The following is a 26,016-nucleotide window of genomic DNA, read 5'->3' on the forward strand; positions in this document are numbered from 1 at the left end:
GCGATTGACGCTGCGGCTTGTTCTATCGAGAATATAATCGATTTTAGCGGATGATATAATTGCTCAATTAAAAAGCAAAGTCTTCGCTATCAAGTGCCATCATAGAATCGACACCATTGGCAATACATGCCGCATGGCCTTTAGCCCTTGGCAGCATGCGCTGCATAAAGAACTGAGCTGTTTTAATTTTAGCCTCATAGAACGCTGGCTCGGTGGTGCCTGCAGCCAATTTATCTTGCGCCACTTTAGCCATTTTCGCCCAGAAGAAAGCGAGTGTGACGTAACCGGCATACATCAAGTAATCCACAGACGCCCCGCCGATTTCATCCGGGTTTTTCATCGCCTTGCCACCAATTAACACGGTCAGTTCATGCCACTCTTTGGCATAAGCCATAATCGGTTTAATAAACTCAGCCATGGCTGGGTTATCCATGTTTTGTTGGCAAAATACGGTAACGTCTTTAGAGAAAGGCTTTAATACTTCACCCTGAGTACCAATAATTTTACGAGCCAGTAAGTCTAATGCCTGAATACCGGTAGTACCTTCATATAAACAGCTAATCTTGGTATCGCGCATTAACTGTTCCATGCCCCACTCTTTGATAAAGCCATGACCACCAAAAATTTGCACACCGTGGCTGGTACATTCAAAACCCAGCTCTGAAAGGAATGCTTTAGCAATCGGCGTTAATAAGGCTAACTTTGTTTCAGCATCAGCTTTAATGGCTTCGTCTTTTTCGGCATGGCCAATATCAACTAGCTGGGCAAGATACGAAATTAACGCACGGCCACCTTCAGCAATCGATTTCTGAGTTAACAGCATTCTACGAACATCTGGATGAACAATGATTGGGTCAGCTGGGCCGTTAGGATTTTTAACCCCGCTGATTGAACGCATTTGTAGACGATCTTTTGCGTATGCCAAAGCCCCCTGGAATGACGCTTCAGCAGCCGCAACACCTTCACTAGCAACGCCAATACGGGCAGCATTCATAAAGGTGAACATGCACTTAAGGCCGCGATTCGGTTCACCAATCAAATGTCCTGTAGCGTCGTCGAAATTAATCACACAGGTCGCGTTACCATTAATGCCCATTTTGTGTTCAATAGAACCACAACTCACGCCGTTTCTATCTGAAATGGTGCCATCTTCATTAACGTTGAATTTAGGTACGATAAATAACGAGATACCTTTATTACCTTCTGGCGCGCCAGGAATACGGGCAATAACGATATGGACAATGTTATCTGACAGGTCGTGTTCACCTGCCGAAATAAAGATTTTAGTGCCGCTTAATGAATAACTGCCATCGGCCTGTAACTCAGCCTTGGTACGCAACATACCTAAATCGGTACCACAATGCGGCTCAGTTAAACACATTGTGCCAGTCCACTTACCTTCAACTAACTTTGGCATAAATTGTTGTTTTTGAGATTCAGTGCCGTGTGCTTCAATGGTGGCTAATGCGCCATGACTTAGCCCTGGATACATGGCAAAACTATGGTTAGCACTGGAAAACATCTCAGCAATACTGATATTTAATGAATGAGGTAATCCTTGGCCACCAAACTCTTCAGACTGAGATAACGTTGGCCAACCACCTTCTACATATTGAGCGTACGCCTCTTTAAAACCATCTGGTGTGGTCACCACACCGTCGTTCCATGTACAACCTTGCTGATCGCCTATTTGGTTTAATGGTGCAACAACCTGTTCGGTTAATTTTGCCGCTTCAGCAATAATCGCATCAACCATATCGATACTGGCATCTTGGTAACCCAAACGCTGATAGTGCCCTTCACAATCTAGCAGTTCTTGCATAACAAATTTTACGTCACGAATGGGGGCTTTATATTCAGGCATTGTTACTCTCCATGTCATTATCAATCTATATCTAGTTAGTGATTATTTGGATGAATTTTTCCATGCAAATAATATTTGTTACTACCGATGCTAAGTTAACTACAAGTATTATCCAAATGCATAATAATTATATGTATACATTCGTTTGAATTATAGTTTGTCGGTATTGTTAGACTTGCAGCAACAACTTCGCAACAAAACCGCCTCAGCCCTCGACGATTATTCATCCTACGCATAACTAAAAACACTCAGACGGTGAAATTCCTCAGTGCATTATTCGTTATATGAATAGTTACTTATCAAAATAATTGATTTGTTTAATTATAAAACACCCCCTAGCATGATTTGGCGGTTAATTGTTCACTAAAGTGGTAATGACGTATTTTCAGGATAAATTTTCAACATAGAAAATTAAGCTGATTGATCCCCCCTTGATGTTATTGAATAACGCTAATTTTACAACGCTATATATTTACAGGTTACAAATAAGAACGCTTAAGCGTCATACATATCTTTTGTAAATCAATGTATTGGCAAGCTTGTTTAATAACGATTAGTCATCGTCTGGGGAAATAAATGAATAATAATAAATCAACATATTTTAAGCATTCTTTACTCGCATTTGCGATTATGGGAGTAATGAGCTCAGCTGCAAATGCTGAAGATGAAAAACCAAAAGCACAAAAAAGTGCAGACGATATAGAAAGAATCGTCGTAACGGCATCTAAACGTGCCAAAGGATTACAGGAATCTCCTGTGGCCATTACGGTAGTGAGTAGCAAAGCAATAGAGCAAGCTAAAGTAATGGACATAACAGACTTACAAACTCTGGTACCAACTCTACGCGTCACCCCACTACAACGTTCAACTAACACCAACTTCTCAATTCGTGGCTTTGGTAATGGCACCAACAATACGGGTATTGAGCCTTCTGTTGGGGTATTTATTGATGGTGTGTATCGCTCTCGTGCGGCATCTCAAATAGGTGACTTACCAAGACTGCAGCAAATTGAAGTGCTAAGTGGACCACAAAGTACCTTGTTTGGTAAAAATGCTTCCGCTGGGGTCATTAGCGTCACCACGCGAGAACCCGCTTATTATCAAGAAGGTAAAATTGAAGTTGGCGTAGGTAATTTCAACCAAAAAGAAATTAAAGGTTATTACACCAATGGCATAACCGATAATTTAGCATTCAGTGTTTCTGGTGGATTGAACAAACGAGATGGTTACACTGAAAGTGTGGTGGGATTAGACGATATTAACGACCGTGACCGTTGGAATATTCGAGGTCAGGCACTGTACGAACCAACTGAAGACGTAAAACTTCGATTAATTGCTGACTATAGTAAAATTGAAGAAGCATGCTGTACGGTAGAGAATTCAATTAATGGCCCTACTACTGGCGCTGTGCGTGCGCTCGGGGGCATGGACCTTGATGAAACAGATTCATTTGCTTATCAATCTACTCTTAATTCCAATCCCGATAACAACGTCAAAGATGGTGGAGTATCACTGCAACTAGATGTTGATTTTGATGGTTATTCATTTACCTCAATCAGTGCACTTCGTACCAACGATTCTGATTTTATGAATGATGTCGATTACACTTCTCTCGATATTTTGAACGAAGGCGGTTACACCGATATCGAAACAATTACCCAAGAGTTTCGCTTAACCTCTACCGGTGAACGTCAGCTCGAATGGATGTTTGGCGCATTCATTTTTCATGAAGAAGTTACCACTGGCGATACCTTGTATTATGGTAACGACATTAGAAATTACTTTGATGTGTTGATGGCTGCTGGTGGTGCTCCGGGTTTATTAGCGGGTGTTGAAGGAGTATATGGCCTGGATCCCGGCACATTTTTCTCAGGTGACTCGGCAGTAAGTTCTGAGTTCGAACAAGAAAATGATGCTTACTCGATATTTGCCAGTTTTGATTACCATATCAGCGACGATTTTACCGCCATATTTGGCGTGAGTTACACCAATGATCAAAAAGAAATCAACATCACTCAACAACATTCAGATGTCCTTTCTGCACTTGATTTAGACACAGTGCCAACATTGTATGGCGTGCCTATTGGCAGTATTCCTCAGTTGGCACCTGCGGTACCAGTGATTAAAAGTTTGCAGTTTTTACCCCCTATGCTGGGGTTGCCAAATGCTGTTGAAAACAATCAATCAGATGATAGTAAAACCACGTGGTCACTACGCTTAGCTTACGAAATTAATGACAATGTCAATATATTCGCTACAGCAGCAACAGGTTTTAAAGCAACGTCTTGGAACTTATCCCGTTATTCAAGCCCTTTCGCAGCGGATCAATCTGCATTAGAAACGGCAGGTTTAGCACTTCCCAATCAGGTTTATGGCGGCCGTTATGCCTCACCTGAAGAAGCAATGGTGTACGAGCTGGGCATTAAAACTCAATTCGAACACGGATCATTTAGCGCAACCATATTTGATCAAACCATTGAAGGGTTTCAGTCATCTATTTTCATTGGCACAGGTTATGTCCTGGCCAATGCGGGTAAACAAAGTACCCAAGGTATTGAGTTTGACTCTAATTATAACCTCACTGAAGATTGGTCATTTACCTTAGCGGGTACCTTCCTCGACCCTGTTTACGACTCGTTTGTTGGTGCATCAGGTTTAAACGGCCCGGTTGATTTATCTGGCGAGAAACCGGCTGGTATTCATGAAGTCAGCATCACTGCCGGTATTGTGTATAACTTTGAAGTATTTAATGGTGCCGATGGCTATGTTCGTACCGATTACCTTTTCGAAAGTGATACTAAACTGGCTGAAAATACGCCTGAATCATTATCTCGCGAGGTAAACACCTTCAACGCTAGTACGGGACTGGCATTTGATAATGGCGTCAGTTTACAGCTTTGGGTGCGTAACTTAACCAATGATGAATATCTGTTGTCGGCATTCCCACCTCCAATTCAAGCGGGCAGTTTTAATGGTTATCCAAATCAACCACGTACCTTTGGAGCCAATATTTCGTACCAATTTTAACTAGCTAAACAGTCTGCAGTGACGGTAATAGCGCTTTACTGCCACTGCAGACTTTTTTATTAACATCAAGATTAAGCAACTGATTTATATCGCCAATAACGCTATAAACTCACTATCAATAAAACAATAAGAGTGTCCTATATGTCTATAGAATCAATATTAAAAAACCGTTACTCAGCACGCGCCTTTCTCGACAAACCGGTTGCCAAGGAAACCTTGGATTTGATTTTTGCCCATGCACAGCTTTCTCCTTCCAATTGTAATGTGCAGCCATGGCAAACTTGTGTGGTTTCAGGTCAGACAAAAGACACATTGAAACAAAAGTTTATGGAAACACTCATGAGCGGCGCCTCGCCAAATCCTGACTTTAATTGGCTACCGCAATATCAAGGTATTCATCGTGATCGTCAATTTGGCTCAGCGAATGCGTTGTATAGTGCAATCGGTGTAGCACGAGAAGACAAAAAAGCCCGTCAAATGGCGATGGTACGTAACTGGCAGTTCTTTGATGCGCCACATGCGGTGTTTTTCACTATGGATAAATACTTAGACATTATGGGCGCTGTTGATTTAGGTATATATGCTCAAACACTGTCATTGATTATGGCAGATCACGGCATATCAAATTGCATGCAAGGTGCATTAGGGCAATTCCCCGACCCAGTAAGAGAACTATTAAACCTCCCTGGCGAGCGCGGTATTTTATTTGGGATGTCTTTTGGTTACGCCGATGACAGTGCAGCGGTAAACAATACCCGTACCGATCGTGAATCCATTGAAAACGCTGTGGCATTTTTCGATTAACCAGTCATGACTAATGAGATTGAATATGAAACTAGAGCATAAAAATATTTTAGTGGATAACGTCAATATTCATTATGTTGAATCAGGGCAATCTACTGAAGCAAATAACGTATCTGCTGTCGCTGGCATCACTGCGCTCAAACCGACAATAATATTTTTGCATGGTTTTCCTGAATATTGGGGTACATGGTCAGCTCAACTGAGTTTTTTCTCACCACATTATCGTGTTATCGCACCCGACTTGCCGGGATATAATCTAAGCGATAAACCAGACGATGTCAGCTTCTATACGGTACCCAATCTTATCGGCTTTATGGCCAAGTTTATTGCTGCAATTAGCCCTACTCAGCCTGTTATTTTAGTCGCCCATGATTGGGGCGGCGCTATTGCTTGGCCATTAGCAGCGTTTCATGCTCAGTTAATCAGTAAGCTGATAATTGTTAATGCGGCTCACCCAAGTACCTTCACTCGAGAAATGATTAACAATCCACTACAACGCAAAAAAAGTGCTTATATACATCAATTAATCAGCGCATCGGGGGAGTCATTATTAACGCAAGATGATTATCGCTATTTAAGCGAAGACATCATGGTTAGTACCAACCCAAGCGTGTTTACCGCCGCTGTAAAAGCGCAATATAAACAAGTTTGGAGCCAAGCAGGCGCAATTAATGGCATGTTGCAATATTATCGCGCTATGCCACAACTGGCAGAAAATGACACAGATAATCAACGTTGTAATTCAACAACGGCATCATCCCTAGACACAACATCGACTCAAAATGACACAACTAAATCGAGTCCCGTTAAACAAGCATCGCAGCTTAAAGTACCCAATATACGGATCAATGTTCCCACATTGATTTTATGGGGCGAACAAGACCTTGCCTTCGTTAATGAAAATCTCGATGACATTCATCACTATGTGCCTAACTGCACCATAAAGCGTTTTCAAGACACCAGTCATTGGCTACAACATGAAAGGCCAGACGAAGTGAATGTCGCCATTAATAATTTTATAAACGATTAATATTAATTTAAATACATTTAAAAACAGAAAGTTAATTGCATCCTTAGTTAAAGGCTTGTTGTAAAACAAACTCAATATAGTGCGCTAAATAACAAACGAAATAATAATAACGATAAAGGGATTTTATGACGACATTAACATCACAAGCTCAGCCGACACTTGTATTTGAAGTGGCTAAAAGTGACTTGTCACAAACACGTGTTGTTGAGCTGAATATTGAGCAGCCATTGGCTGACAATGAAGTATTGCTTAAGGTGAGTAAGTTCGCGTTAACCGCAAATAACATCAGCTATGGCATCACTGGGGATACATTAGGTTATTGGCAATTCTTTCCTGTTAACAATGTCCCTTCAGATACAGCTTCAAATTCGATTACGTCTACAACGAATACGGCTCAACAAACTCAATGGGGACGATTACCTGTCATGGGGTTTGCCGATGTGGTGTCGTCAAATAACAAAGATATCAACGTCGGTGAACGAGTGTGGGGATTTATGCCAATGGCGACCCATCTCAAAATCATTGCTGGTAAAGTTAACCCAAGCGGGTTTTCAGATATCAATCCATGCAGAGAAGGCTTATCTCCGGTTTATGCGCGCTTTGATCGTGTTACGGCCAATCCTTTTTATCAGCTAAAAAATGAAGACTACGACATCTTATTACGCGGACTGTTCACCACATCTTGGTTAGTGGATGACTTTATGTTCGACAATAATTATTTCGATGCCACGCAATATCTGATTACCAGTGCATCCAGTAAAACCAGTATCGCCCTCGCCTTTGCCATCAAGCAAAGAGGCCAACGTAGCACGGTTGGCATTACCTCAATGGCCAATCTCAGTTTTGTTGAATCATTAGGTTGTTACGATGTCGTTATTAGCTATAACGACATCACCACCCTAGATGCCAATGTGGCATCCATCTTAGTGGACATGGCCGGTGGTAAAAACACCTTAGCCGCCATTCATCACCACTTTACCCAACAACTGCGCTATTCATGCCGGATCGGTGCAACCCATCATGGCGATATTGACTTAACAGACACACAAAGTGATGGTCTGCTACCAGGTGCACCTCCAACATTCTTCTTTGCACCAACACAATTGAAAAAACGCAGTCTTGAATGGGGGGTTGGCGAAACCATGAAACAAATGAATCAATCGTTACTCCGTTATATAGACTTTTGTAGATCCATTATCACCATTTCCCACACCCATGATCTTCACCACGTTAATGATATTTACCAACAGGTTTTAGCCGGAACAGCTGATGCATCTGTTGGACAAATCATATCGTTAGACCCAAATACACTCAAACCAAGTAAGCAATAGGCAAACTCTCAATCAACAAGCTCGTGTTTAAAAAATAAAAATGGACGTTATCGGCCCAATAAAGGTCATATCTGAATGAGGTTATTATGGAAGATATTGAATTAGTGACATTTGTTAATTCGCAAGTTATCCCAGTGTGCATCTTTTTAATTATGATGGGCATGGGGCTATCTTTAGTGACAGACGATTTTAAACGCGTGCTTAAATACCCTAAAGCAGTTGCAATTGGATTAACTAACCAGCTACTTTTGTTACCTATTATTGGCTTTGCATTAGCCAATATCATGCCATTAGAACCAGAATACGCAGTAGGAGTCATGTTACTGGTACTGTGTCCAGGTGGCACAACATCCAATATGTTTTCTCATTTAGCGAAAGGTGATGTGGCACTGTCGGTCACCATGACGGCGGTGGCCAGTTTAATTACCGTGTTTACTATTCCCGTGGTGCTTAATTACTCATTAATTCACTTCATGGGGCAAGGCAATGAATTCCAGTTACCAATACTGGCAACCATGTTTAGCTTAATGAAGCTGACCATTGTGCCTATTTTGCTGGGCATGTTGATCAGACGTTACGCTCCCAAAATTGCTGAAAGTACTCAAGTCCATGTATCACGCTTTGGCATATTGTTTCTGACGTTGTTAATTATATTTTTAACGTATATTCAGCAAGATATCGTTATTCCTGCACTTATCGCCGCAGGACCGGTATCGATTATTCTTAATATTTCAACCATGCTATTAGGATATTATTCAAGTAAATGGTTTGGATTAAATCTTGCTCAAAGAACGTCCATTACCATTGAAGTCGGCCTACAAAACAGTACCTTATCCATGTTTATGGCGTTAACATTGTTGGCTAATTACAAGATGTCATTCACGCCGGCGATTTACACCCTCACAATGCTCTTTACCGCAGGGATTCTAGCGGGTATGTTAAATTCCAAGTATTTTAAATCGAAAAATAATGGCGAAGTGGTTGCCGATAACGCCTAGACGAAACTAATAATTAAAATAACAAAGGTAAACAATGGAACTGATCACCGTAGTAATTGAAAACAATGTGCATGTTATTACCCTTAGCAATGGCAAAGTTAACGCAATATCGCCTGAAGTCATCGCCCAAATCAACAGTGCATTGGACCATGCAGAGCAGCAAAATGCAGTGGTCATAATAACTGGCCAACCCGGAATTCTATCTGGCGGCTATGACCTTAAAACCATGAAGCAAAGCGCTGAAGCGGCAATTGCTTTGGTCACTGCAGGCTCAACGTTAGCCCGCAGAATGCTCGCATTCCCAACGCCTATTATCGGTGCCTGTTCAGGCCATGCCATCGCCAAAGGCGCATTTTTACTACTCAGCTGCGACTACCGTATTGGCAGCGCAGGTCCGTTTAAAATTGGCCTTAACGAAGTGGCTATTGGCATGACTATGCATCAGGCAGGCATTGAAATCGCGCGTAATCGTATTCCGCAAAATTATCTGTCGCGCGCGGTAATCAATGCTGAGTTATTTACACCAGAACAAGCAGTAATGGCAGGTTTTCTCGATCAAGTGGTTGAGCCAGAACAACTCATGGACACTGCACATGCCGTGGCTAAACACATGCAAACGCTGAATATGGCTGCGCATTTAGGCACCAAATTAAAAGAGCGTAAGACTATTCTCGCCTCATTGGATGCAGCCATCGAGCAAGATAAGCAAATTTCATTGAAATTATAAGGATATAAATATGATATCGCAAAAGACCTATCAAACGCTCACTGTCGACATTACCGATAAAGTGGCTCACATTATCCTTAATCGTCCTGACGCGTTAAATTCAATGAACGTCGATTTTTGGCATGAATTTCCAAGCGTAATACACGATATCAATAATCAATCGGCGGCTCGCGCCATTGTCATTTCCTCAACTGGCAAGCATTTTAGTGCTGGTATGGACTTAGCCGTATTCAGTGCGAGTAACCGCGACGAGAATATCGAATTAGGCCGTAAACACGACCAATTACGCCGCTTGGTTCTCAAGCTACAAGATTGCTTTAACGTGCTTGAAACAGCTCGCATGCCTGTGTTAATGGCTATTCAAGGTGGCTGTATTGGCGGCGCCGTTGATATGGTCACCGCGGCAGATTGCCGTTATTGCACCAGCGACGCTTTTTTTAGCATCGAAGAAACCAAACTCGGCATGACCGCTGATGTAGGGACCTTGCAGCGTTTACCTAAATTGATTTCAATCGGATTAGTGAAAGAGTTAGCCTACACAGGCCGAAGAATGCCTGCGGCTGAAGCCAAAGCAGCCGGATTAGTTAATCATGTATATGAAGACCAAGCATCAATGTTAACTGCTGTATTAGGCATTGCTGCAGATATTGCCGCCCGCTCGCCTTTAGCCGTTACCGGCTGTAAAGAGATGATTAACTATGCCCGCGACCACAGTGTCGCCGACAGTTTACATTACATGTCGGTATGGCAAAGCGGCATGTTCCAACCTCAAAACGACATGATGGAAATCTTTAAAGCGAAAGCGCAAAATCGTGCGCCTGAATTTGAAGAGTTAACGCAAATTGACCCATTAAAAATATTCTAAGCATTGGGTAAACCAGCGTTATTGCCAATTAACTTAGCTCATGACTGAATTAATTTAATCATTAATAGCGCTAACCCTTTAGAGTGAACTATGACAAAACCTTTGATAAACCTAGTGCATGCCAATGGCTTCCCCGCTGGCAGCTATAAAACATTTCTACAAGAGTTTGATAACGACTACCGTACCGTTGCCCACAATCAATTTGGCCATAATGTTCTGTATCCAATACACAATAACTGGCAACACCTTGTTACTGAACTTGTTGAATTTATTAAGAAGCAAGATGAAAAAGTCATTTGTGTTGGGCATTCATTCGGCGGTGTTATATCGTTTATCGCTGCTTGCCAACATCCTGAGCTTTTTCGAGGTTTAGTGATGCTCGATCCACCTGTCGTCACCGGCGCATTCTCACATTTGCTGAGTTTTATTAAGCGAACACCTTATATTGATAAGCTTTCTCCAGCAGGAAAAGCCAACACACGCCAAAATCACTGGCCAGAAAACACTAACTTAGTTGATTATTTTTCACAGAAAACATTGTTTAAAAACTTTGATTCTCGTTGCTTACAAGACTATGCATCATCAAGTGTGGTGCTACGCAATAAACGTTTAGAGCTCAGCTTCTCTCCTGCCGTCGAAGCCGACATCTTTAGGCATTTACCGACCAACCTTGTTAAATACAAAAACAAACTGACCGTGCCAGCAAAACTGATTTACGGTGAAAAGACTCAGATATTCCCGATTAAACATTTTGTTCGGTTTGCAAAACTGAACGACATCGAGTTAATGACGCTACCCAATGGCGGACACATGTTTCCATTAGAACAACCAGAAAACACCGCCAATATGGTCAAACAGATCATTAAAGACTGGTGATAATTACCATTACACTTGGCAACTAACTCAAATAACTCAAACAGATAAACAATCTATTTTAAGAGGCCCAATATGATTAAACCAATCAGTTTGCTATCTACCCTCGCGCTTTTGGGCTTATCTTATTCAGTCTATGCACTGCCGTTAAATAACATCCAATTACCAGCAGGGTTTACCATTGATGTGTATGCTGAAAATGTTGAAAATGCGCGCCAGATGGCGCTTGGTGACAACGGAACTGTTTTTGTAGGCAGTCGCAAAGCAGGCAATGTTTATGCGCTTATAGACAGTGATAATGACTTCAAAGCTGACAAGAAAATCATTATCGCAACGGATTTGTTTATGCCATCCGGTCTTGCTTACCATAATGGCAGTTTGTATGTCGCTGAAGTCGATAAAATCTGGCGTTATCCTGATATTGAACAATCATTACCCAAGATCCCTAAACCAGAATTGGTGTACGACAAGCTGCCTAACAAATCCCATCACGGCTGGAAATTTATCGCTTTTGGCCCAGATGGAAAGCTGTACATTCCCGTCGGCGCGCCTTGTAATGTGTGTGAAAGTGAGCTTCCCTTTGCCAGTATTTTACAATTAGATCTTGAAACAAAACAAACCACTATCGTCGCTCAAGGTGTACGCAACAGTGTCGGATTTGATTTTCACCCACAAACAGGTGAGTTATGGTTTACCGATAATGGCCGCGACATGATGGGCGATGATTTACCCGATGATGAGCTTAATCGAGTCACTCAAACTGGGCAACACTTTGGTTTTCCTTATATTCACAACACAGATATTGCCGATACAGATTTTACTAACCCCAAAATCGCCAAACTCAACACGCCTCCGGTATTAACCTTAGGTGCTCATGTTGCTGCATTAGGCATGGAGTTTTATCAAGGTAGTCAATTCCCTGCTACTTATAAACAATCAATCTTAATTGCCCAGCACGGCTCGTGGAACCGCACTAACAAAGTGGGTTATCGCATTATGCAGGTGGCACTTGAGGGGAATAAGGTGATTGATTATAAGCCGTTTGCCACGGGTTGGCTTGAAGGCGAACAAAGCTGGGGCCGACCTGTTGATGTGATGACCCTGGTAGATGGCTCTATCTTGGTATCTGATGACTTTGCCAATGCTGTGTATCGGATTAGTTATACCAAGTAATAAAAAGCCAAGCGTTAAGCTTTAGCTGTACGACTGGGATACAGTTTGATCACTATCAAACTCACTCTTGGACAAAAGTGTATTTAAGATATGGCCTGCGGCCACTAACGTCGTGGCGCTTCGCCCACACCAGACCAAGTGGAAACCAACGGCTGTTCCCTCTTGGAACTCCCAGCCGCCCCGCAACATTTTCGCTATTTACAAAACAAGAACTGCGAAAAGGTCGCCATGGGAATTGATCCATCTTTGAATCTCGTTTGTAATCGGCCTCGGCCTTACTCGAAAATGCTAACGCTTTCGATGGTACATCCTGTACCGCGAAAGCTAGCCTGACGTCCTGTCAGGCTCACGCTATTTTCTTCAACGGCCTCAAGTTCAGAGTTGAATTTATCCATTCCCAATAATGTCTTCTGACTCATTTATGGACTGAAATCGGTTAGATCTTAGGCTCTAAAATTTACGGTTCACATTATCATTGCTAATGATTAGCTTAAGAAAGTGAGTTTATGTTCACTAAAAGATGGATCGCAATTCACTCTTGAAACAAGAAGCTAACCAGAAAGCTTAGCTAGACGTTATAAATGAACCGCTCTCACCTCCTAAATCCATTTAGACGTGTGCGGAGCCGCATGCAGGGTAGTGTGGGGACTGGAGGCTAAATACCTCCGGCTACCCGATTAGTTGCAACAACGTTAGAGATGATAGGTTAAATTATTTATAAATATTAATAATAACAATGCCGCTAAAAAAGACTATAAAACTAAGTAATTGTATAACATTACTTGCAATAAATAACTTTTGGACTTCTTTAGGTACTTTATCTCTTTGCTTTAATCTATCACAACGTTTTGCCTGCCAATAAAATTGAAATATCAGTCCGTAACGTGAAACACCTAAAGTTGCTGAGAATATATTCAATGAAAACAAATAGTAGTTATCATCAATAATGTCCTCAACCATGGGTAGCCATTTGTTTTTTATAAAAAAAATAAGTAATACACTAGTAATAAGTAGGCATATTCCTGCACAAAACAAGATGAGTGATATTTGAGTTGTCAAACTTAAATTGCTGAATATCAACGAATTATACTCTTTGATTTATAGATCTCTTCACCTAAATACTCTCCTCCAGAGCCCCCATACTTCCCACCGACAAAACCAGTACCAGCACCAACGACTAAAGAACACCAAAAGAGGCTGGTTCCTGCACTTGGTGCACCAAATATAATGTTACAGCCGCCATAAGCAACTAACCCACCCAAAGCCCCACCACCAATACTACCAGCAGCCTTCCCTGTTTGGGTATATTTCGATTTACTACATTGAGAATCATCACCAACGGTACAAGCTTTTTGAATGTTAGATACTGCATCAACACCTGTTAGCATAATTCCTAAATAGCCTACACGTTTCAAATTACGTGACATTTCAGCTACTGCTGCATAGTTCTTATGAAAGTTGGGTACAGTTATGGCATTTGCAGGCTGCTTATTCCACTGTTGAATGATGCTTTTACTGCTTAGTCCCAAATTACTACGGATATCACCAGCCACAAGTTTTCCACCTAAACTTGGTTGTCCAAAACGACTTAATGCTGCATCCAATCTAGCAAATTGTATTTTACGTTGGGTGAAAAAATTCTTATTATGTAGGTTACCATTTGATTTATAACTAGTAACATAGGTTCGCTCTATATCTTTCAAAATAGATTTAACTTGGGCTGTATGAGCATTCCACGCGGTATTACTTACGCCTATCAATAAGCCGTTATAACTAGCAATATTTGAGAAAAACTCATATCTATTTACTAGCAATTGCTTTTCAGAGTTACTCAATTTTAATAAAGTTAAATCAACTGCTTTAGCGACATTTAAAAATTCAGCTTCCTCAATTGTGCATTCTTGAGCATCTGCTGGAGATAGCAATACCACCTGTCCTACTTGAACAATTCCATTCTTAATATGGGAATTAACCATTTTAAAGTGTTTGTAAGTATTCTCGGAGGGAGAGTTGTACATAGTCATAATCAGTTGATCAACAGGCATCTGTTTTTCAACTATATGTATTGCTTTATTTTGTGTACTAGGCAGTGCATCCATGTTTTAATCCTTTAATTTCCATTTGTGATTTTGTTGAATTAACAACTAATCGCCTGAGATTGTACTCAATAAGTAACTGTTAATAAAGTAACTTTCTCTAACTATCGACAAACTCCGAAAATAGTTTTACCGCAAGCAACTAACGCCCATTTAAGGGGCTGATAATTGTTGGCTATAATGTGATAGGAGCGAAACAGCCAACGGTAATTTGTCCCGCTTGAACAGCTTGTTGAACGAAGCCGCTCTGCGGCAAAAAAAGATAAAAACACATCTTTAGTCCCATCATAAATACTTACTAGACCCTGCCAATATTGGCATTTATCTAGGAGTATCACCATGAACGCATCTGAACAACAACGCTTTGATTTTCTTTATAACAACATCTTACCAATTTAACGCTGCAAGGCAAGCGGCCTGCTACCATCGATGCTTATAGCCGTGCAGTCAGGCGCATTAGTGCTTATTTTGACTATTGCCCTGACAACCTTTCAATCGATGATTTAAAGCGCTATTTTGCTGATTTAATTGCCTCTCACTCCTGGAACACCGTAAAACTCGACCGTAATGGATTACCGTTTTTCTATCGATATGTTCTTAACCAGCACTGGGAGTGGCTGAGGCTTGTTAAGCCACCGCAGGTCAAACGCCTACCGGATATTCTAACCTCTGCCGAAGTCTCAATCGTCATTAGCCTCACCCATAAGCTGCGATATCAAGTGTGATTTAACCATGTGCAGCATGGGATTGCGTCTCGGTGAAGCAATTTCATTGCAGGTTGGCGATATCGATTCTGCGTTGATGCAGGTGCATATTCATGACACCAAAGGCGGCAAGGATAGGCTTGTACCCTTACCATAACGCACATTGTTAGCGCTGCGGTATTATTGGCAAACTCATCGTCATCCCCGGCATGTTTTTCCTGGTAAAGACGGTAAACCTGACTCACTGATAGATTGCGCATTAATGTCGTTTAAAAAACAAACGATTAAATTTATTTGCAACATTATCAATCAATTATACTTTTCTAAATAAATCTGCATTACAACTTTAGGCCTACCTAACGAGTTGTTTGATTTTAATTAAGCTAAATCTATTTATACCTGTATATAAAACCAGCTCATTAGGTTATGTAATCTAGCAAATAAAAAATGGTTTCTGTAAAAGAGTATTATCAATTAAATTTTGTATGTAAAACGAAGGGAACCATTTTTAAATAGGGCTTTGGTTCTAAGTAACTTTGGGGCATAAATGATTTGCATACCTTGCTTGCAATTGGCGTCATTCAACTCTGAACTTGAGGACGTTGAAGAAAATAGCGTGAAGCTCACATGGCCTTTCTCGCACATCCATGTGCTACAAGGCATTCAGGCATCCTGCCTATCAGATGTGAGCTTAGCTTTCGCGGTACAGGATGTACCATCGAAAGCGTTAGTATTTTCGAATAAGGCCAAAGCAGTCTGCAAATGCAGGTCAAAGTTAAATTTAACCCCATGGCGACCTTTTCGCTTTTCAGAAAATGTTGCGGGGCGGCTGGGTGATCCAAGAGGGAGCAGCCGTTGGTTTCCTTTTGGTCTGGTGTGGGCGAAGCGCCACGACGTTAGTGGCCGCAGGCCATATCTTAAACAAAATTTGGGACAAAGACGTGTTTCAAGGTGGCCTAGTGAATGACCGTAAATTGCACAGAATTACTAAATCTCTACTATGTTCTGCCCCTGATCATGTTAAAATCTCCGCATCAGAATTACCGAGAAACTCAATGTTTATCCATCATGTTAACGGCATCGACTGGCTAGTAATCACAGCTTTTGAAGAACTGAAAACTATGTTTATCGAAGAAGCCGGTACGATACCCTCTTGCTTCTCTACCGCCAGCGAATTGAACCTGGTTGATCAGGCAAAGCGAACTTATAGATATTTGCCTACTCTCAGCGGCGTAATCACCGATATCGGTACATATCAAAGACAGGGTAACGAAGAAGATTTGGACCCACAGCTTGCCTGCTTAGTTGAGGGGCATAGTCGGGTATTTATCTATCACGGCGGCTTTGTAGCTTTTGTGGATGACGAGCAAACCTTTATTACCCGAATAGACTGAAAATTATTCAGTAAGTTGAAATTGGCGAATTGGCATCCCTAGCAAGGAATGGGGCATAAATGAGTCAGCCGGCCATAATTTAACATGGACGGGTTTAACTCTGAACTTGAGGGCGTTGAAGACTCTTTATACAAGAATGCGTGAAGCTCACATGGCCTTTCTCGCACATCTGACCGATAAGGATATTGGAAATGTCATTAGGATGTAGGGAACATCATTGACCATGTGCTACAAGGCATTCAGGCATCCTGCCTATCAGATGTGAGCTTAGCTTTCGAGGTACAGGTCGTTCTTTGGCATCTGACCCAATGGATATGGGGAATGTCATTATGATGTCGGGAACATCATTGACCTTGCCATCACGACATTCGTGAATCCATTCACATCAGATTCCCATCGGAAGCGTTAGTATTTTCACTCCTTATTACAGATGGACCAAAGCAGTCTACAAACGAAGTTCAAAGCTAGATAAATCCCATGGCGACCTTTTCGCAGCTGTTGTTTTGTAAATAGAGAAAATGTTGCGGGGCGGCTGGGCCCATTCTTTTATAAAGAGTAAAGAGGGAACAGCCGTTGGTTTCCTCTTGGTCTGGTGTGGGTGAACCGTCACGACGTTAGTGGCCGCAGGCCTTGTGTGAAACACATGTTGAAGCACAAATACCACCAACTATTTGTTCTACCACTAACTTTGCCCATGCATTATAAATCGGTGCACCTGGGTGAAACCCATCGGTAGCCATCACTTGGCGCATAAACTCCAGCATAGTGATGTCAGGTTGTGGGTTTTCCAGTGGCAATTTGATTAATCTGAAACTTGTGGATTGGTCGACTTGTTGATTTAACTTAATAAGTAATTGCTGTAATTGGCGATTAAATTGATTTGCTCGCTGGCCTAAACTCCAACGAAGTGGATGAGGCAATGCAGGAAATAGCCCCAAAGGCGGTAACGCAGTGACCAATATCAATTTGGGCCTGTATCGCTTTGTAATCAGTTCAAATAACGCTTTTTGTTGCAGCAACCACTTCTCGCAACTGATTGATGAGGTAATGTCATTCACCCCTAATGATGTCACGATGACATCATAATGCGTTTGCCCGAGTATGGGATGTGCGTTATCAATCTGCTGTTGTAAGGCTTGTAAGGTGGTATATGTAGTCGAGCCTGTTTTAGCAAATAAGCCATAACTAAACTCGAGTTGAGGACTTAATTGCTCAATAACCTGCCCTAACAAAGCATGCTGTTGAAATGCCACTCCCACTCCTGCAGCGGCTGAGTCGCCCAAAATAAGCAAACTCAACGCAGGATTGGGCCCAGTTTGCCCGACACGCTCGCCCTCGGGTTCCGGTAATCTTGGCGTAGTGCGGCGAACCTTAAGCCCCTGAAACACCAACAACGGGGCTAACATGAGTGACACTCCTTGATACAGCATGGTTATCCTTTATTCACTATTAAACGAATCCTAATATTGTCACTCAGCACGGCTTAATCATTAATGTTGAATAGACCCTTAACGATTATCAGCAATAAAGTTCACTACAACGTCGGCCAATACTTCGCCTTTGTCCTCTTGCAAAAAGTGCCCTGCAGCGATGATAGTGGTGTGCTTTTGCCCTTTTGTTCCTGGAATGAGTTTTTGCATCAAGGCATCACCACCCGCAGTAATCGGATCTGAATCACTAAACGCGGTTAAAAATGGCTTTTGCCATTGGCACAATACTTTCCACGCGGCGCGGTTTTTATCTGCAGCAGGATCGTCAGGCGTTATTGGCACTAATAACGGGAATTGACGCGCGCCCTCTTTGTAGCGCTCATCTGGAAACGGCGCATCGTACGCAGCAATAACCTCAGCACGTAAAGTCGATACACAAGCGCTGTTAATTAAGTTGCCCGTTGGGAATATCTCAACGTCTTGTGAGAACTGACGCCATTTTTTAAATGCTTCACCTGGCTCATGGTCACCAGTGGGTAACATGGTGTTGGCACAAACAACCCGTGCAAATCGCTCGCTTTCTTCAGCCGCTAAACGTAAACCAATTAATCCGCCCCAATCCTGACAAACCAAGGTAATGTTAGTGAGATTAAGTTGCAGCATCAGTGATTTAATCCAATCGACATGACGTTGATAAGTATAATCGTTACGGTTTGTCGGTTTATCTGAGCGACCAAAACCAATAAGATCAGGTGCAATAACACGATGACCGGCTTTAACGAGAATGGGGATCATTTTGCGGTACAAAAAGCTCCAGGTCGGCTCACCATGTAATAACAATATTGGTGCGTCATCCTTAGGGCCTTCATCAAGATAATGGACTCTCAGTTCACCACCCTCAGTGTCATCAACGGTTAAGTAATTCGCAGTAAAATGGTAATCAGGTAAATTGGCGAAACAACTGTCGTCGGTGCGTAAAAAATCCATATTAATTCCCTTCCTTATTGTGTTTTGTATCAATATTGTCTGAGTAATGTAACCTCGCGCTAAATAAGCCACATTGCTGACTGTCACTGAACCTTGAATGTTGACGTCACGGCGTTAGTTCATTGCATGCAACGAACTGACATTAACTCAGATCCTTAATCGCCCGTCCTATTCCATCAACCGTTAATGGATACATTTTATTGTTCAGCAACTGTTGAATAATGGAAATAGAATGATGTATTGGCCAGCGATTTTCCGGTTGTGGATTAAGCCATGCCACTTTATTGAAATGCCCCAGCAATCGATTCATGTATTCAATGCCGGGCTTTTCATTCCAATGTTCAACACTGCCGCCTTTAGCTATAATCTCGTAAGGCCCCATGGTCGCATCACCGACAAAAATGACTTTATAATCGGCACCAAATGTTCTGATGATCTCTTCTAAATTAATCACTTTATCAAAGCGGCGGTTATTATCTTGCCAGAGATTTTCGTACACACAGTTATGAAAATAAAAGAATTTTAAATGCTTAAACTCACTGTGCGCCGCAGAAAAAAGCTCTTCACATGTATGAATATAATCATCCATTGAGCCGCCAATATCGAAAAACATCAACACTTTAACGGCATTGTGACGTTCCGGTTCCATGTGAACATCTAACATTCCACCGTTCTTGGCGGTTGAACTGATAGTGGTATTAATATCCAGTTTTTCACTGGCCCCAGTGCGGGCAAATTTTCTGAGTTTTTTAAGTGCCAATTTAATATTTCGAGTACCCAGTTCACGGTCTTGGTCGAAGTTTTTAAACTCGCGCTTATCCCACACTTTCACGGCACTGTTATTACGGTTTTTATCTTGGCCGACTCTAATCCCTTCAGGGTTATAGCCATAAGCGCCAAACGGAGATGTGCCGCCTGTGCCAACCCATTTATTGCCGCCTGCATGACGTTTTTTCTGTTCTTCTAGACGTTCTTTTAACGCCTTCATTAATGCTTCAAGCCCGCCTAAAGATTTAAGCTTGTCTTTTTCTTCTTGAGAAAGGTGCTTTTCAAACTCCTTTCTTAGCCAATCTTCGGGCAAAATTTTATCAAATACATCAATACTTTCGATGCCTTTAAAATACTCAGCAAAGGCGTTATCGTACTTGTCGTAGTGGATTTCATCTTTAACCATGACAATTTTGGCAAGGTTATAAAACTCTTCCACATCGGCAAACACCACCCCAGCTTTTAGTAACGCAATCAAATCTAATAGCTCACGTAAGCTACAAGGCACTTTGTGCTTTTTTAGGATCAGAAAAAAATCAATAAACACGATGCACTACCTGTTTCTGCGGCTCATAAAAGCAAGCTTTTCAATCAATGAAACGTCTTGTTCATTTTTAAGCAATGCGCCAAACAAAGGAATGATGTCTGATTGTTTATTTAGCAAAGTGCTTTGAGAAATATCATCCGATATTAATAACTTAAGCCAATCGATCAATTCAGATGTTGAGGGTTTTTTCTTAATACCGTTGACATCTCGTAAATCGAAAAACACCTCTAATGCTTGCTGTAACAAGTCTTGCTTAACATTAGGATGATGCACGTCGATAATTTTTGCCATTTCATCTTTGGTGGGAAATTTAATGTAATGGAAAAAACACCGTCTTAAAAACGCATCTGGTAGCTCTTTTTCGTTGTTAGAGGTAATGATGATAATGGGACGTTGTTTAGCTTTGATAACCTGTTGAGTTTCGTACACATAAAACTCCATTTTATCGAGTTCTTGTAGCAAGTCGTTAGGAAACTCGATGTCCGCTTTATCAATTTCATCAATCAGCAATATCGGTCTTTGTTCTTCTTCAAACGCATGCCATAGCTTACCTTTAACGATGTAGTTACCGATGTCGTGTACACGCGCATCACCTAACTGACTGTCACGTAGACGGGACACAGCATCATATTCGTATAAACCTTGTTGCGCCTTGGTGGTCGACTTAATGTGCCATTGATACAGTTTACAATTAAGAGAACGAGCAAGTTCTTCTGCTAACTGGGTTTTACCCGTGCCCGGTTCGCCCTTAATTAATAACGGTTTCTCTAAAGCAATAGCGGCATTTACCGCTAAAGTAAGCTCGTTTGAGGCAATGTAGTTCTGTGTACTTTTAAACATGGTCAACCTTTTCATTTATGTCATTTTGCCGTAGCAAAGCTTTTTCATGTATTTGTTTGGGCATATATCTGGCTTTAAGCCACGTTAATGGCAACCGGCGTGCCATTAAATGCTGCATTTCCTGTTAGCATATCAACTCTAGCGGCATCCGTTAAATCATTAATGCTCACGCCAGGCTGCGCAGATGCCACTGACATGTTAGTGCCTTGCTGATTATGGCCCCACCCTTGCGGCATACTCACAACACCTTGTTGAATATCGTCAGTAATAACCACTTCGATATTGATTGTTCCAACAGCAGAAGTCACCGTTACCACTTGTCCCTGCTCAATACCTAATTTTTTTGCATCTTCAGAATGCACTTCTAAAGTGCAAGGGTTTTTACCTTTAGTTAAGCGCTGCGAGTTTTGTGTCCAGGTGTTATGACTTTTCACTAAACGACGACCGATTAAATCAAATGGATAAGCCTTGTCGCGTGCAGTTGGTGTCATCATCGCGTCTAAACGAGGTAAGTCATCGACATACACTTGTGGGAATAAATTGACCTTACCGTCTGCGGTTTTAATGCGTTGTTCAATACAGGGCATTAACGGGCCAAGGTCGATACCATGCGGATTGTCTATTAACTTTTGCAAGCTGATGCCTTGTTCACCATACGGACCATTTTTGAGTTCCATGTCCAGTATCATCTCTGGGGTGACTTTTTGCATTGGGTCATCGGCAGGCAGGTTTAGCATTCTGGCTGAAATCTCTTTTAGAATTTGCCAATCGCTGCGTTGTTCTGGCAGTTTTTCAAATAATGGTGCTGAGTATTTCACCGTGTTTCGCACCGAAAATGAATTAAAGAAAATATCAAAGTGGGAGTTCTCGACTCCTGTAGTGCCCGGTAAAATAATGTCTGCGTATTTGGTAGTTTCATTTAAATAGATATCTACCGACACCATGTATTCAAGCCCAGCAAAGGCTTGTGCCAATTTATGACCACTGGGCGCTGACAATACAGGATTGCCCGCGACGGTAATGAGGCTTTTAATCTGCCCTTCACCCTCGGTTTGTATTTCTTCTGCTAAGGTTGCCACCGGGAATTCGCCATTAAAGAATGGCAATTGACGAACACGAGTGTGATGCTGACCAAATGAGCTTTTATGGCCTCGTTTATGATGACGTAATAAATCAAACGCAGGTTGTGGAAACATCGCCCCACCGGCACGGTCAAAGTTGCCAGTAATAATATTGAGTACATTGGTGAGCCATAAACATAAGCCACCGAACGTTTGAGTCGAGGCGCCCATGCGGCTATAACAGACCGCAGATTCGGCCGCCGTCATGTCATCTGCAAGCGTACGAATACTAGCGGCATCAATACCGACAAACTCTGCTAGCGCTTCTGGCGAATAACCTTTGGCAAGCTTAGCTACATCATCCAATCCTTCAACCATGTTCTCTAAATGGCGTAAATTGACCTTATCATTGGCAAATACACAATGAATTAATGCCAGTAACAACAGTGCATCTTTTTCAGGTCGAATAAATAAGTGCTGGTCAGCAATGTTAGCGGTGCGGGTTTTGCGCGGATCGACTACAACAATTTTTCCGCCACGCTTTTGAATCGCTTTCATTCGCCCAATGACGTTTGGCGCGGTCATCATGCTGCCGTTTGATACCACCGGATTAGCGCCAATGATCAACATAAAGTCAGTTCTATCAATATCCGGTACCGGAATTAGCATACCTGCACCAAACATAAAGTTAGACGCTACATGATGGGGTAATTGATCAGCCGAAGCTGAGCTAAAGCGATTGACAGTGCCTAATGACTTCATAAAAGGTTTAAGCACTAACGCATTGCCTAGGCTATGGGCGTTAGGATTACCTAAATAAACTGCTAAAGCATTGTTGCCATGTTGCTGTTGAATACTTTTAAACTTAGCGGTGATTTCACTAAATGCGTCATCCCAACTAATGGCTTGCCAACCTGAATCGGTACGTTTGATTGGGGTTTTTAAGCGATCTTTATCCGTATAAAAATCTTCCAGCGCCAATGCTTTAGGGCAGTTGTAACCTTGGCTAAAGGGATCGAGCTGATCGCCTTTGATCGACAAAATTTGTTTGTCTTGATATTTTATTTCCAAGCCACACATGGCTTCACAAATATTGCAATTTCTATAATGGGTTTTTATGTCGCTCATATATATCGCCTGACTTGGAAAATGAATGTGAATGTAACTGAACTGCCAACGTTAACGCACCTAATAACGCACCTAATAACACACCTAATAACACAATGCTGACGGTGCTATTAGGCTTTATTTGGCGAGGTTATGTGGTTGCTAAGCTCCGTTATGCCCCATTAATAACTAAGGCTTATCGATTGCTGATAGCCATAACACTTACAGTTTGACGATTAACTTGCCTTTGTTTTTACCAGTGAAAAACAAATTCAAGCCAGTCATTGCAGACTCGAGTCCATTTAATACGTGGGCACGATGCTTAATTTGCCCTTTCATCACATAAGGGGTTAATTTTTCGAGCAATGCGGGCACATCACCGAAATGATCTGGCATAGTGAAACCTTGGATAATCAAGCGCTTTTTAATCACTTGGATCCAATTAGGGCCTAAATCAGGTACCGCTTTTGGGTAATCCGCAATCATGCCGCACACCACAATACGCCCATGGGCATTCATTCTGGCAAACACATGATGCTGAATTGGGCCGCCAGTATTTTCAAAATACACATCAACGCCATCTGGGGTTAACTCGGCAAGCTTTGCTGCAATATCATCGGTTTTGTAATTGACTGCGCCATCAAAACCAAGCTCATTTACGATCCAATCTGCTTTTTCGTCACTGCCGACAACGCCAATCACTCTTAGTCCGTCTGCTTTAGCAAGCTGCCCCACAATAGAGCCAACAGAACCTGCCGCGCCAGAAACCACAATAGTTTCACCTTTTTGTGGTTTACCTACGTTGAAAAGTCCCTGTGTTGCTGTTAAGCCCGGTAAGGCGAATACCGATAAAATAGCTTCGTCTGGTAATGGCGCGGTGACTTTATTTAACCCTGCACCATTACTTAAAAAGTATTCTTGCCAGCCCATCATGCCCATTACGCGGTCGCCCACGTTAAAATCTGGGTGATTGCTTTCAACAATCTCACCAATGCCAGAACTGCGCATCACATCACCTAACTCAACTGGTGGAATATAGCTTTCGGTGTCTGCGCTCATCCAACCAAACATGGCAGGATCCAGTGACATATGATTCTGTTTTACCAAAAATTGCCCTTGTGCCACTTTCGGCATGTCTTTTTGGACCACTTCGAATAATTTAGGACCGACTGGGCCACCGGTTGGACGGGCGATTAAGTTAATGGCTTTGTATGTGGTCATGTTCAAATCCTTTTTTAATGAGTTAACGTCAACATAGTAATGACGCGTTTTTAATTGATATCCAAAAATGAAATCTTATTGCCGTTAAGCCAGTAACTGCTCAATACTTTTAATGCTGTGAATATTTTGCTGTTGATAAAAATGTTTAAAATGCTCGGCTAGCTTTTCACTTTCCACAAACACCTGCTGCCAATACTCTAAGCGCTGCGTCGGTTTCATTTCGACAAAATCACTACGGTCGGGGATTTTGCTAAACGGCAGTGATGCGACAAATTCAGCGGATGGACACAGGAGCACAGTTTTGTCGTAGTGTTGTAAACGCACTTTGCGAGACAGGTTTTTATCAAACCAACCCGGCTTTAATGTCGAGCTGAAATGTGGATACAGAGTTAAGCCTTCATTTTGAATATTAAAATCAAAATGATAGTCAATAATTCCACCATCTCGGTACATACCTTGAGGGCAATCAGCAATGTCTTTTATCCCTTGCATCACCATAGGAATCGAGCCAGACGCTAATAGCGCTGCTTTGATATTACGCTGGCTTAATGCCATAGACGTTGTGGCGATATTGTCAGGATCATAAATCGCCAAATCGCTTTGGCGATGTTGAAAGATGTAGCGTTCGTACTGACTGTTAAGCAGTGGCCTGCTGATGGAATTTCTGACAAAACTGTTGAATAAGCCAGCCCCTTGCAGCAGTTTATTTTCTGACGCAACCAGTCCTTTGCATTTAGCCACAATAAAATGGGCTTTAAAGACTTTGTTATTGATAATCTCATCTGCACCGCTGTCACCAAATAACTCATCGAGTAATTCAACTGCTTTAGCTGTAATTTCATCCGGTTGCGGTTTAGTGTCATTAGAATAAACGGTTTCACTGTAATTTTTGGCTAAGCGTTCTATCGCCGCGACAGGGTCATTTTGGGCAAAGCACGCGGCGCGAAATGCACCGGCACTTGAACCAATCAGGTTTAAAGGTTGTTGTCTGCCTTTAAAGAATTCCCCAAAAAGGTATTTGTCTAATCCCAGCAAGGTGAACCATTTAGGTCCACCACTTGCACCAAGGAAAGAACTGAATAAATCTGGAGAAAAACCCTGTTGTTGTATCGATTTTAAAGCCGTTTCACCAGCGTATATTTCTAACATATGACTCTTATTATTGGACT

20 protein-coding genes are annotated in these 26,016 nt (G+C 41.9%); 11 read left to right on the forward strand and 9 right to left on the reverse strand.

Features of this window, described 5'->3' with window-relative positions; genetic code table 11:
- Positions 1-67: 67 nt before the first annotated feature.
- A complete protein-coding gene (locus AAEY94_RS08645) occupies positions 68-1,864 on the reverse strand; it encodes an acyl-CoA dehydrogenase C-terminal domain-containing protein (RefSeq protein WP_335691905.1) in 1,797 nt (598 codons plus the stop codon).
- A gap of 576 nt (positions 1,865-2,440) precedes the next feature.
- Here AAEY94_RS08645 and AAEY94_RS08650 point away from each other — a divergent pair.
- The 9 genes from AAEY94_RS08650 to AAEY94_RS08690 all read left to right on the forward strand — a co-directional run bounded on the left by AAEY94_RS08650 (position 2,441) and on the right by AAEY94_RS08690 (position 12,692).
- Entirely contained in the window at positions 2,441-4,891 is a 2,451-nt protein-coding gene (locus tag AAEY94_RS08650; RefSeq protein ID WP_350978433.1) for a TonB-dependent receptor, read from the forward strand.
- Positions 4,892-5,032: 141 nt separating this feature from the next.
- Positions 5,033-5,695 carry a nitroreductase gene (locus tag AAEY94_RS08655; protein ID WP_350978435.1) on the forward strand — a complete coding sequence of 221 codons (663 nt, stop codon included), beginning with the start codon at positions 5,033-5,035 and terminating at the stop codon, positions 5,693-5,695.
- Between the two features lie 25 nt (positions 5,696-5,720).
- Positions 5,721-6,725 (forward strand): alpha/beta fold hydrolase, encoded by a 1,005-nt coding sequence (locus AAEY94_RS08660; RefSeq protein WP_350978437.1) that lies wholly within the window; start codon positions 5,721-5,723, stop codon positions 6,723-6,725.
- Positions 6,726-6,850: 125 nt separating this feature from the next.
- On the forward strand, positions 6,851-8,056 hold the full coding sequence (locus AAEY94_RS08665; protein ID WP_350978439.1) for a DUF2855 family protein: 1,206 nt from the start codon (positions 6,851-6,853) through the stop codon (positions 8,054-8,056).
- 86 nt (positions 8,057-8,142) lie between these two features.
- Positions 8,143-9,054 carry a bile acid:sodium symporter family protein gene (locus AAEY94_RS08670; RefSeq protein ID WP_101088248.1) on the forward strand — a complete coding sequence of 304 codons (912 nt, stop codon included), beginning with the start codon at positions 8,143-8,145 and terminating at the stop codon, positions 9,052-9,054.
- A 34-nt stretch (positions 9,055-9,088) separates the two neighbouring features.
- Positions 9,089-9,781, forward strand: a complete 693-nt coding sequence (locus tag AAEY94_RS08675; RefSeq protein WP_162023146.1) for a crotonase/enoyl-CoA hydratase family protein — start codon at positions 9,089-9,091, stop codon at positions 9,779-9,781.
- A gap of 10 nt (positions 9,782-9,791) precedes the next feature.
- Complete coding sequence (locus AAEY94_RS08680) at positions 9,792-10,646, forward strand: crotonase/enoyl-CoA hydratase family protein (RefSeq protein ID WP_182743428.1); 855 nt, start codon at positions 9,792-9,794, stop codon at positions 10,644-10,646.
- Between the two features lie 90 nt (positions 10,647-10,736).
- Positions 10,737-11,522 (forward strand): alpha/beta fold hydrolase, encoded by a 786-nt coding sequence (locus AAEY94_RS08685; protein ID WP_182743429.1) that lies wholly within the window; start codon positions 10,737-10,739, stop codon positions 11,520-11,522.
- Positions 11,523-11,594: 72 nt separating this feature from the next.
- Positions 11,595-12,692, forward strand: coding sequence for a PQQ-dependent sugar dehydrogenase (locus AAEY94_RS08690; RefSeq protein ID WP_350978442.1), 1,098 nt, complete (start codon positions 11,595-11,597; stop codon positions 12,690-12,692).
- A 1,076-nt stretch (positions 12,693-13,768) separates the two neighbouring features.
- Here the strand turns inward: AAEY94_RS08690 and AAEY94_RS08695 are convergent.
- Positions 13,769-14,791, reverse strand: coding sequence for a hypothetical protein (locus AAEY94_RS08695; protein ID WP_350978444.1), 1,023 nt, complete (start codon positions 14,789-14,791; stop codon positions 13,769-13,771).
- A gap of 422 nt (positions 14,792-15,213) precedes the next feature.
- Between AAEY94_RS08695 and AAEY94_RS08700 the strand changes: the two genes are divergently transcribed.
- Both AAEY94_RS08700 and AAEY94_RS08710 read left to right on the forward strand, forming a co-directional pair.
- The gene (locus AAEY94_RS08700; RefSeq protein WP_350978569.1) at positions 15,214-15,513 is read left to right on the forward strand and encodes a phage integrase N-terminal SAM-like domain-containing protein; all 300 of its coding nucleotides are present in this window, start codon (positions 15,214-15,216) and stop codon (positions 15,511-15,513) included.
- Positions 15,514-16,547: 1,034 nt separating this feature from the next.
- Entirely contained in the window at positions 16,548-16,886 is a 339-nt protein-coding gene (locus tag AAEY94_RS08710) for a cytosolic protein (protein WP_350978570.1), read from the forward strand.
- A 614-nt stretch (positions 16,887-17,500) separates the two neighbouring features.
- On the opposite strand, the gene AAEY94_RS08715 is transcribed toward AAEY94_RS08710, so the two are convergent.
- The 7 genes from AAEY94_RS08715 to AAEY94_RS08745 form a co-directional block, all read right to left on the reverse strand.
- Positions 17,501-18,292: an SGNH/GDSL hydrolase family protein gene (locus AAEY94_RS08715; protein ID WP_259395378.1), complete on the reverse strand. Its 792-nt coding sequence runs from the start codon at positions 18,290-18,292 to the stop codon at positions 17,501-17,503.
- 102 nt (positions 18,293-18,394) lie between these two features.
- Complete coding sequence (locus AAEY94_RS08720; protein WP_182743433.1) at positions 18,395-19,303, reverse strand: haloalkane dehalogenase; 909 nt, start codon at positions 19,301-19,303, stop codon at positions 18,395-18,397.
- Positions 19,304-19,445: 142 nt separating this feature from the next.
- The gene (locus AAEY94_RS08725; RefSeq protein ID WP_101087185.1) at positions 19,446-20,618 is read right to left on the reverse strand and encodes a vWA domain-containing protein; all 1,173 of its coding nucleotides are present in this window, start codon (positions 20,616-20,618) and stop codon (positions 19,446-19,448) included.
- A 6-nt stretch (positions 20,619-20,624) separates the two neighbouring features.
- Positions 20,625-21,458, reverse strand: coding sequence for an AAA family ATPase (locus AAEY94_RS08730; RefSeq protein ID WP_101087184.1), 834 nt, complete (start codon positions 21,456-21,458; stop codon positions 20,625-20,627).
- A 74-nt stretch (positions 21,459-21,532) separates the two neighbouring features.
- Positions 21,533-23,647 (reverse strand): molybdopterin-dependent oxidoreductase, encoded by a 2,115-nt coding sequence (locus tag AAEY94_RS08735; RefSeq protein ID WP_182743434.1) that lies wholly within the window; start codon positions 23,645-23,647, stop codon positions 21,533-21,535.
- A gap of 201 nt (positions 23,648-23,848) precedes the next feature.
- Positions 23,849-24,847, reverse strand: a complete 999-nt coding sequence (locus AAEY94_RS08740) for an NADP-dependent oxidoreductase (protein WP_182743435.1) — start codon at positions 24,845-24,847, stop codon at positions 23,849-23,851.
- 84 nt (positions 24,848-24,931) lie between these two features.
- Positions 24,932-25,996 (reverse strand): patatin-like phospholipase family protein, encoded by a 1,065-nt coding sequence (locus tag AAEY94_RS08745; protein WP_182743436.1) that lies wholly within the window; start codon positions 25,994-25,996, stop codon positions 24,932-24,934.
- Positions 25,997-26,016 lie beyond the last annotated feature (20 nt).

This window comes from Shewanella sp. AC34-MNA-CIBAN-0136 (assembly GCF_040309945.1).
Classification (GTDB): Bacteria; Pseudomonadota; Gammaproteobacteria; order Enterobacterales; family Shewanellaceae; genus Shewanella.

Excerpts from the sequence above, each read along its gene's own strand:
- AAEY94_RS08645 (WP_335691905.1), bottom strand. The coding sequence starts at position 1,864 with ATGCCTGAATATAAAGCCCCCATTCGTGACGTAAAATTTGTTATGCAA.
- AAEY94_RS08650 (WP_350978433.1), top strand. The coding sequence starts at position 2,441 with ATGAATAATAATAAATCAACATATTTTAAGCATTCTTTACTCGCATTT.
- AAEY94_RS08655 (WP_350978435.1), top strand. The coding sequence starts at position 5,033 with ATGTCTATAGAATCAATATTAAAAAACCGTTACTCAGCACGCGCCTTT.
- AAEY94_RS08660 (WP_350978437.1), top strand. The coding sequence starts at position 5,721 with ATGAAACTAGAGCATAAAAATATTTTAGTGGATAACGTCAATATTCAT.
- AAEY94_RS08665 (WP_350978439.1), top strand. The coding sequence starts at position 6,851 with ATGACGACATTAACATCACAAGCTCAGCCGACACTTGTATTTGAAGTG.
- AAEY94_RS08670 (WP_101088248.1), top strand. The coding sequence starts at position 8,143 with ATGGAAGATATTGAATTAGTGACATTTGTTAATTCGCAAGTTATCCCA.
- AAEY94_RS08675 (WP_162023146.1), top strand. The coding sequence starts at position 9,089 with ATGGAACTGATCACCGTAGTAATTGAAAACAATGTGCATGTTATTACC.
- AAEY94_RS08680 (WP_182743428.1), top strand. The coding sequence starts at position 9,792 with ATGATATCGCAAAAGACCTATCAAACGCTCACTGTCGACATTACCGAT.
- AAEY94_RS08685 (WP_182743429.1), top strand. The coding sequence starts at position 10,737 with ATGACAAAACCTTTGATAAACCTAGTGCATGCCAATGGCTTCCCCGCT.
- AAEY94_RS08690 (WP_350978442.1), top strand. The coding sequence starts at position 11,595 with ATGATTAAACCAATCAGTTTGCTATCTACCCTCGCGCTTTTGGGCTTA.
- AAEY94_RS08695 (WP_350978444.1), bottom strand. The coding sequence starts at position 14,791 with ATGGATGCACTGCCTAGTACACAAAATAAAGCAATACATATAGTTGAA.
- AAEY94_RS08710 (WP_350978570.1), top strand. The coding sequence starts at position 16,548 with ATGTTTATCCATCATGTTAACGGCATCGACTGGCTAGTAATCACAGCT.
- AAEY94_RS08715 (WP_259395378.1), bottom strand. The coding sequence starts at position 18,292 with ATGTTAGCCCCGTTGTTGGTGTTTCAGGGGCTTAAGGTTCGCCGCACT.
- AAEY94_RS08720 (WP_182743433.1), bottom strand. The coding sequence starts at position 19,303 with ATGGATTTTTTACGCACCGACGACAGTTGTTTCGCCAATTTACCTGAT.
- AAEY94_RS08730 (WP_101087184.1), bottom strand. The coding sequence starts at position 21,458 with ATGTTTAAAAGTACACAGAACTACATTGCCTCAAACGAGCTTACTTTA.
- AAEY94_RS08735 (WP_182743434.1), bottom strand. The coding sequence starts at position 23,647 with ATGAGCGACATAAAAACCCATTATAGAAATTGCAATATTTGTGAAGCC.
- AAEY94_RS08740 (WP_182743435.1), bottom strand. The coding sequence starts at position 24,847 with ATGACCACATACAAAGCCATTAACTTAATCGCCCGTCCAACCGGTGGC.
- AAEY94_RS08745 (WP_182743436.1), bottom strand. The coding sequence starts at position 25,996 with ATGTTAGAAATATACGCTGGTGAAACGGCTTTAAAATCGATACAACAA.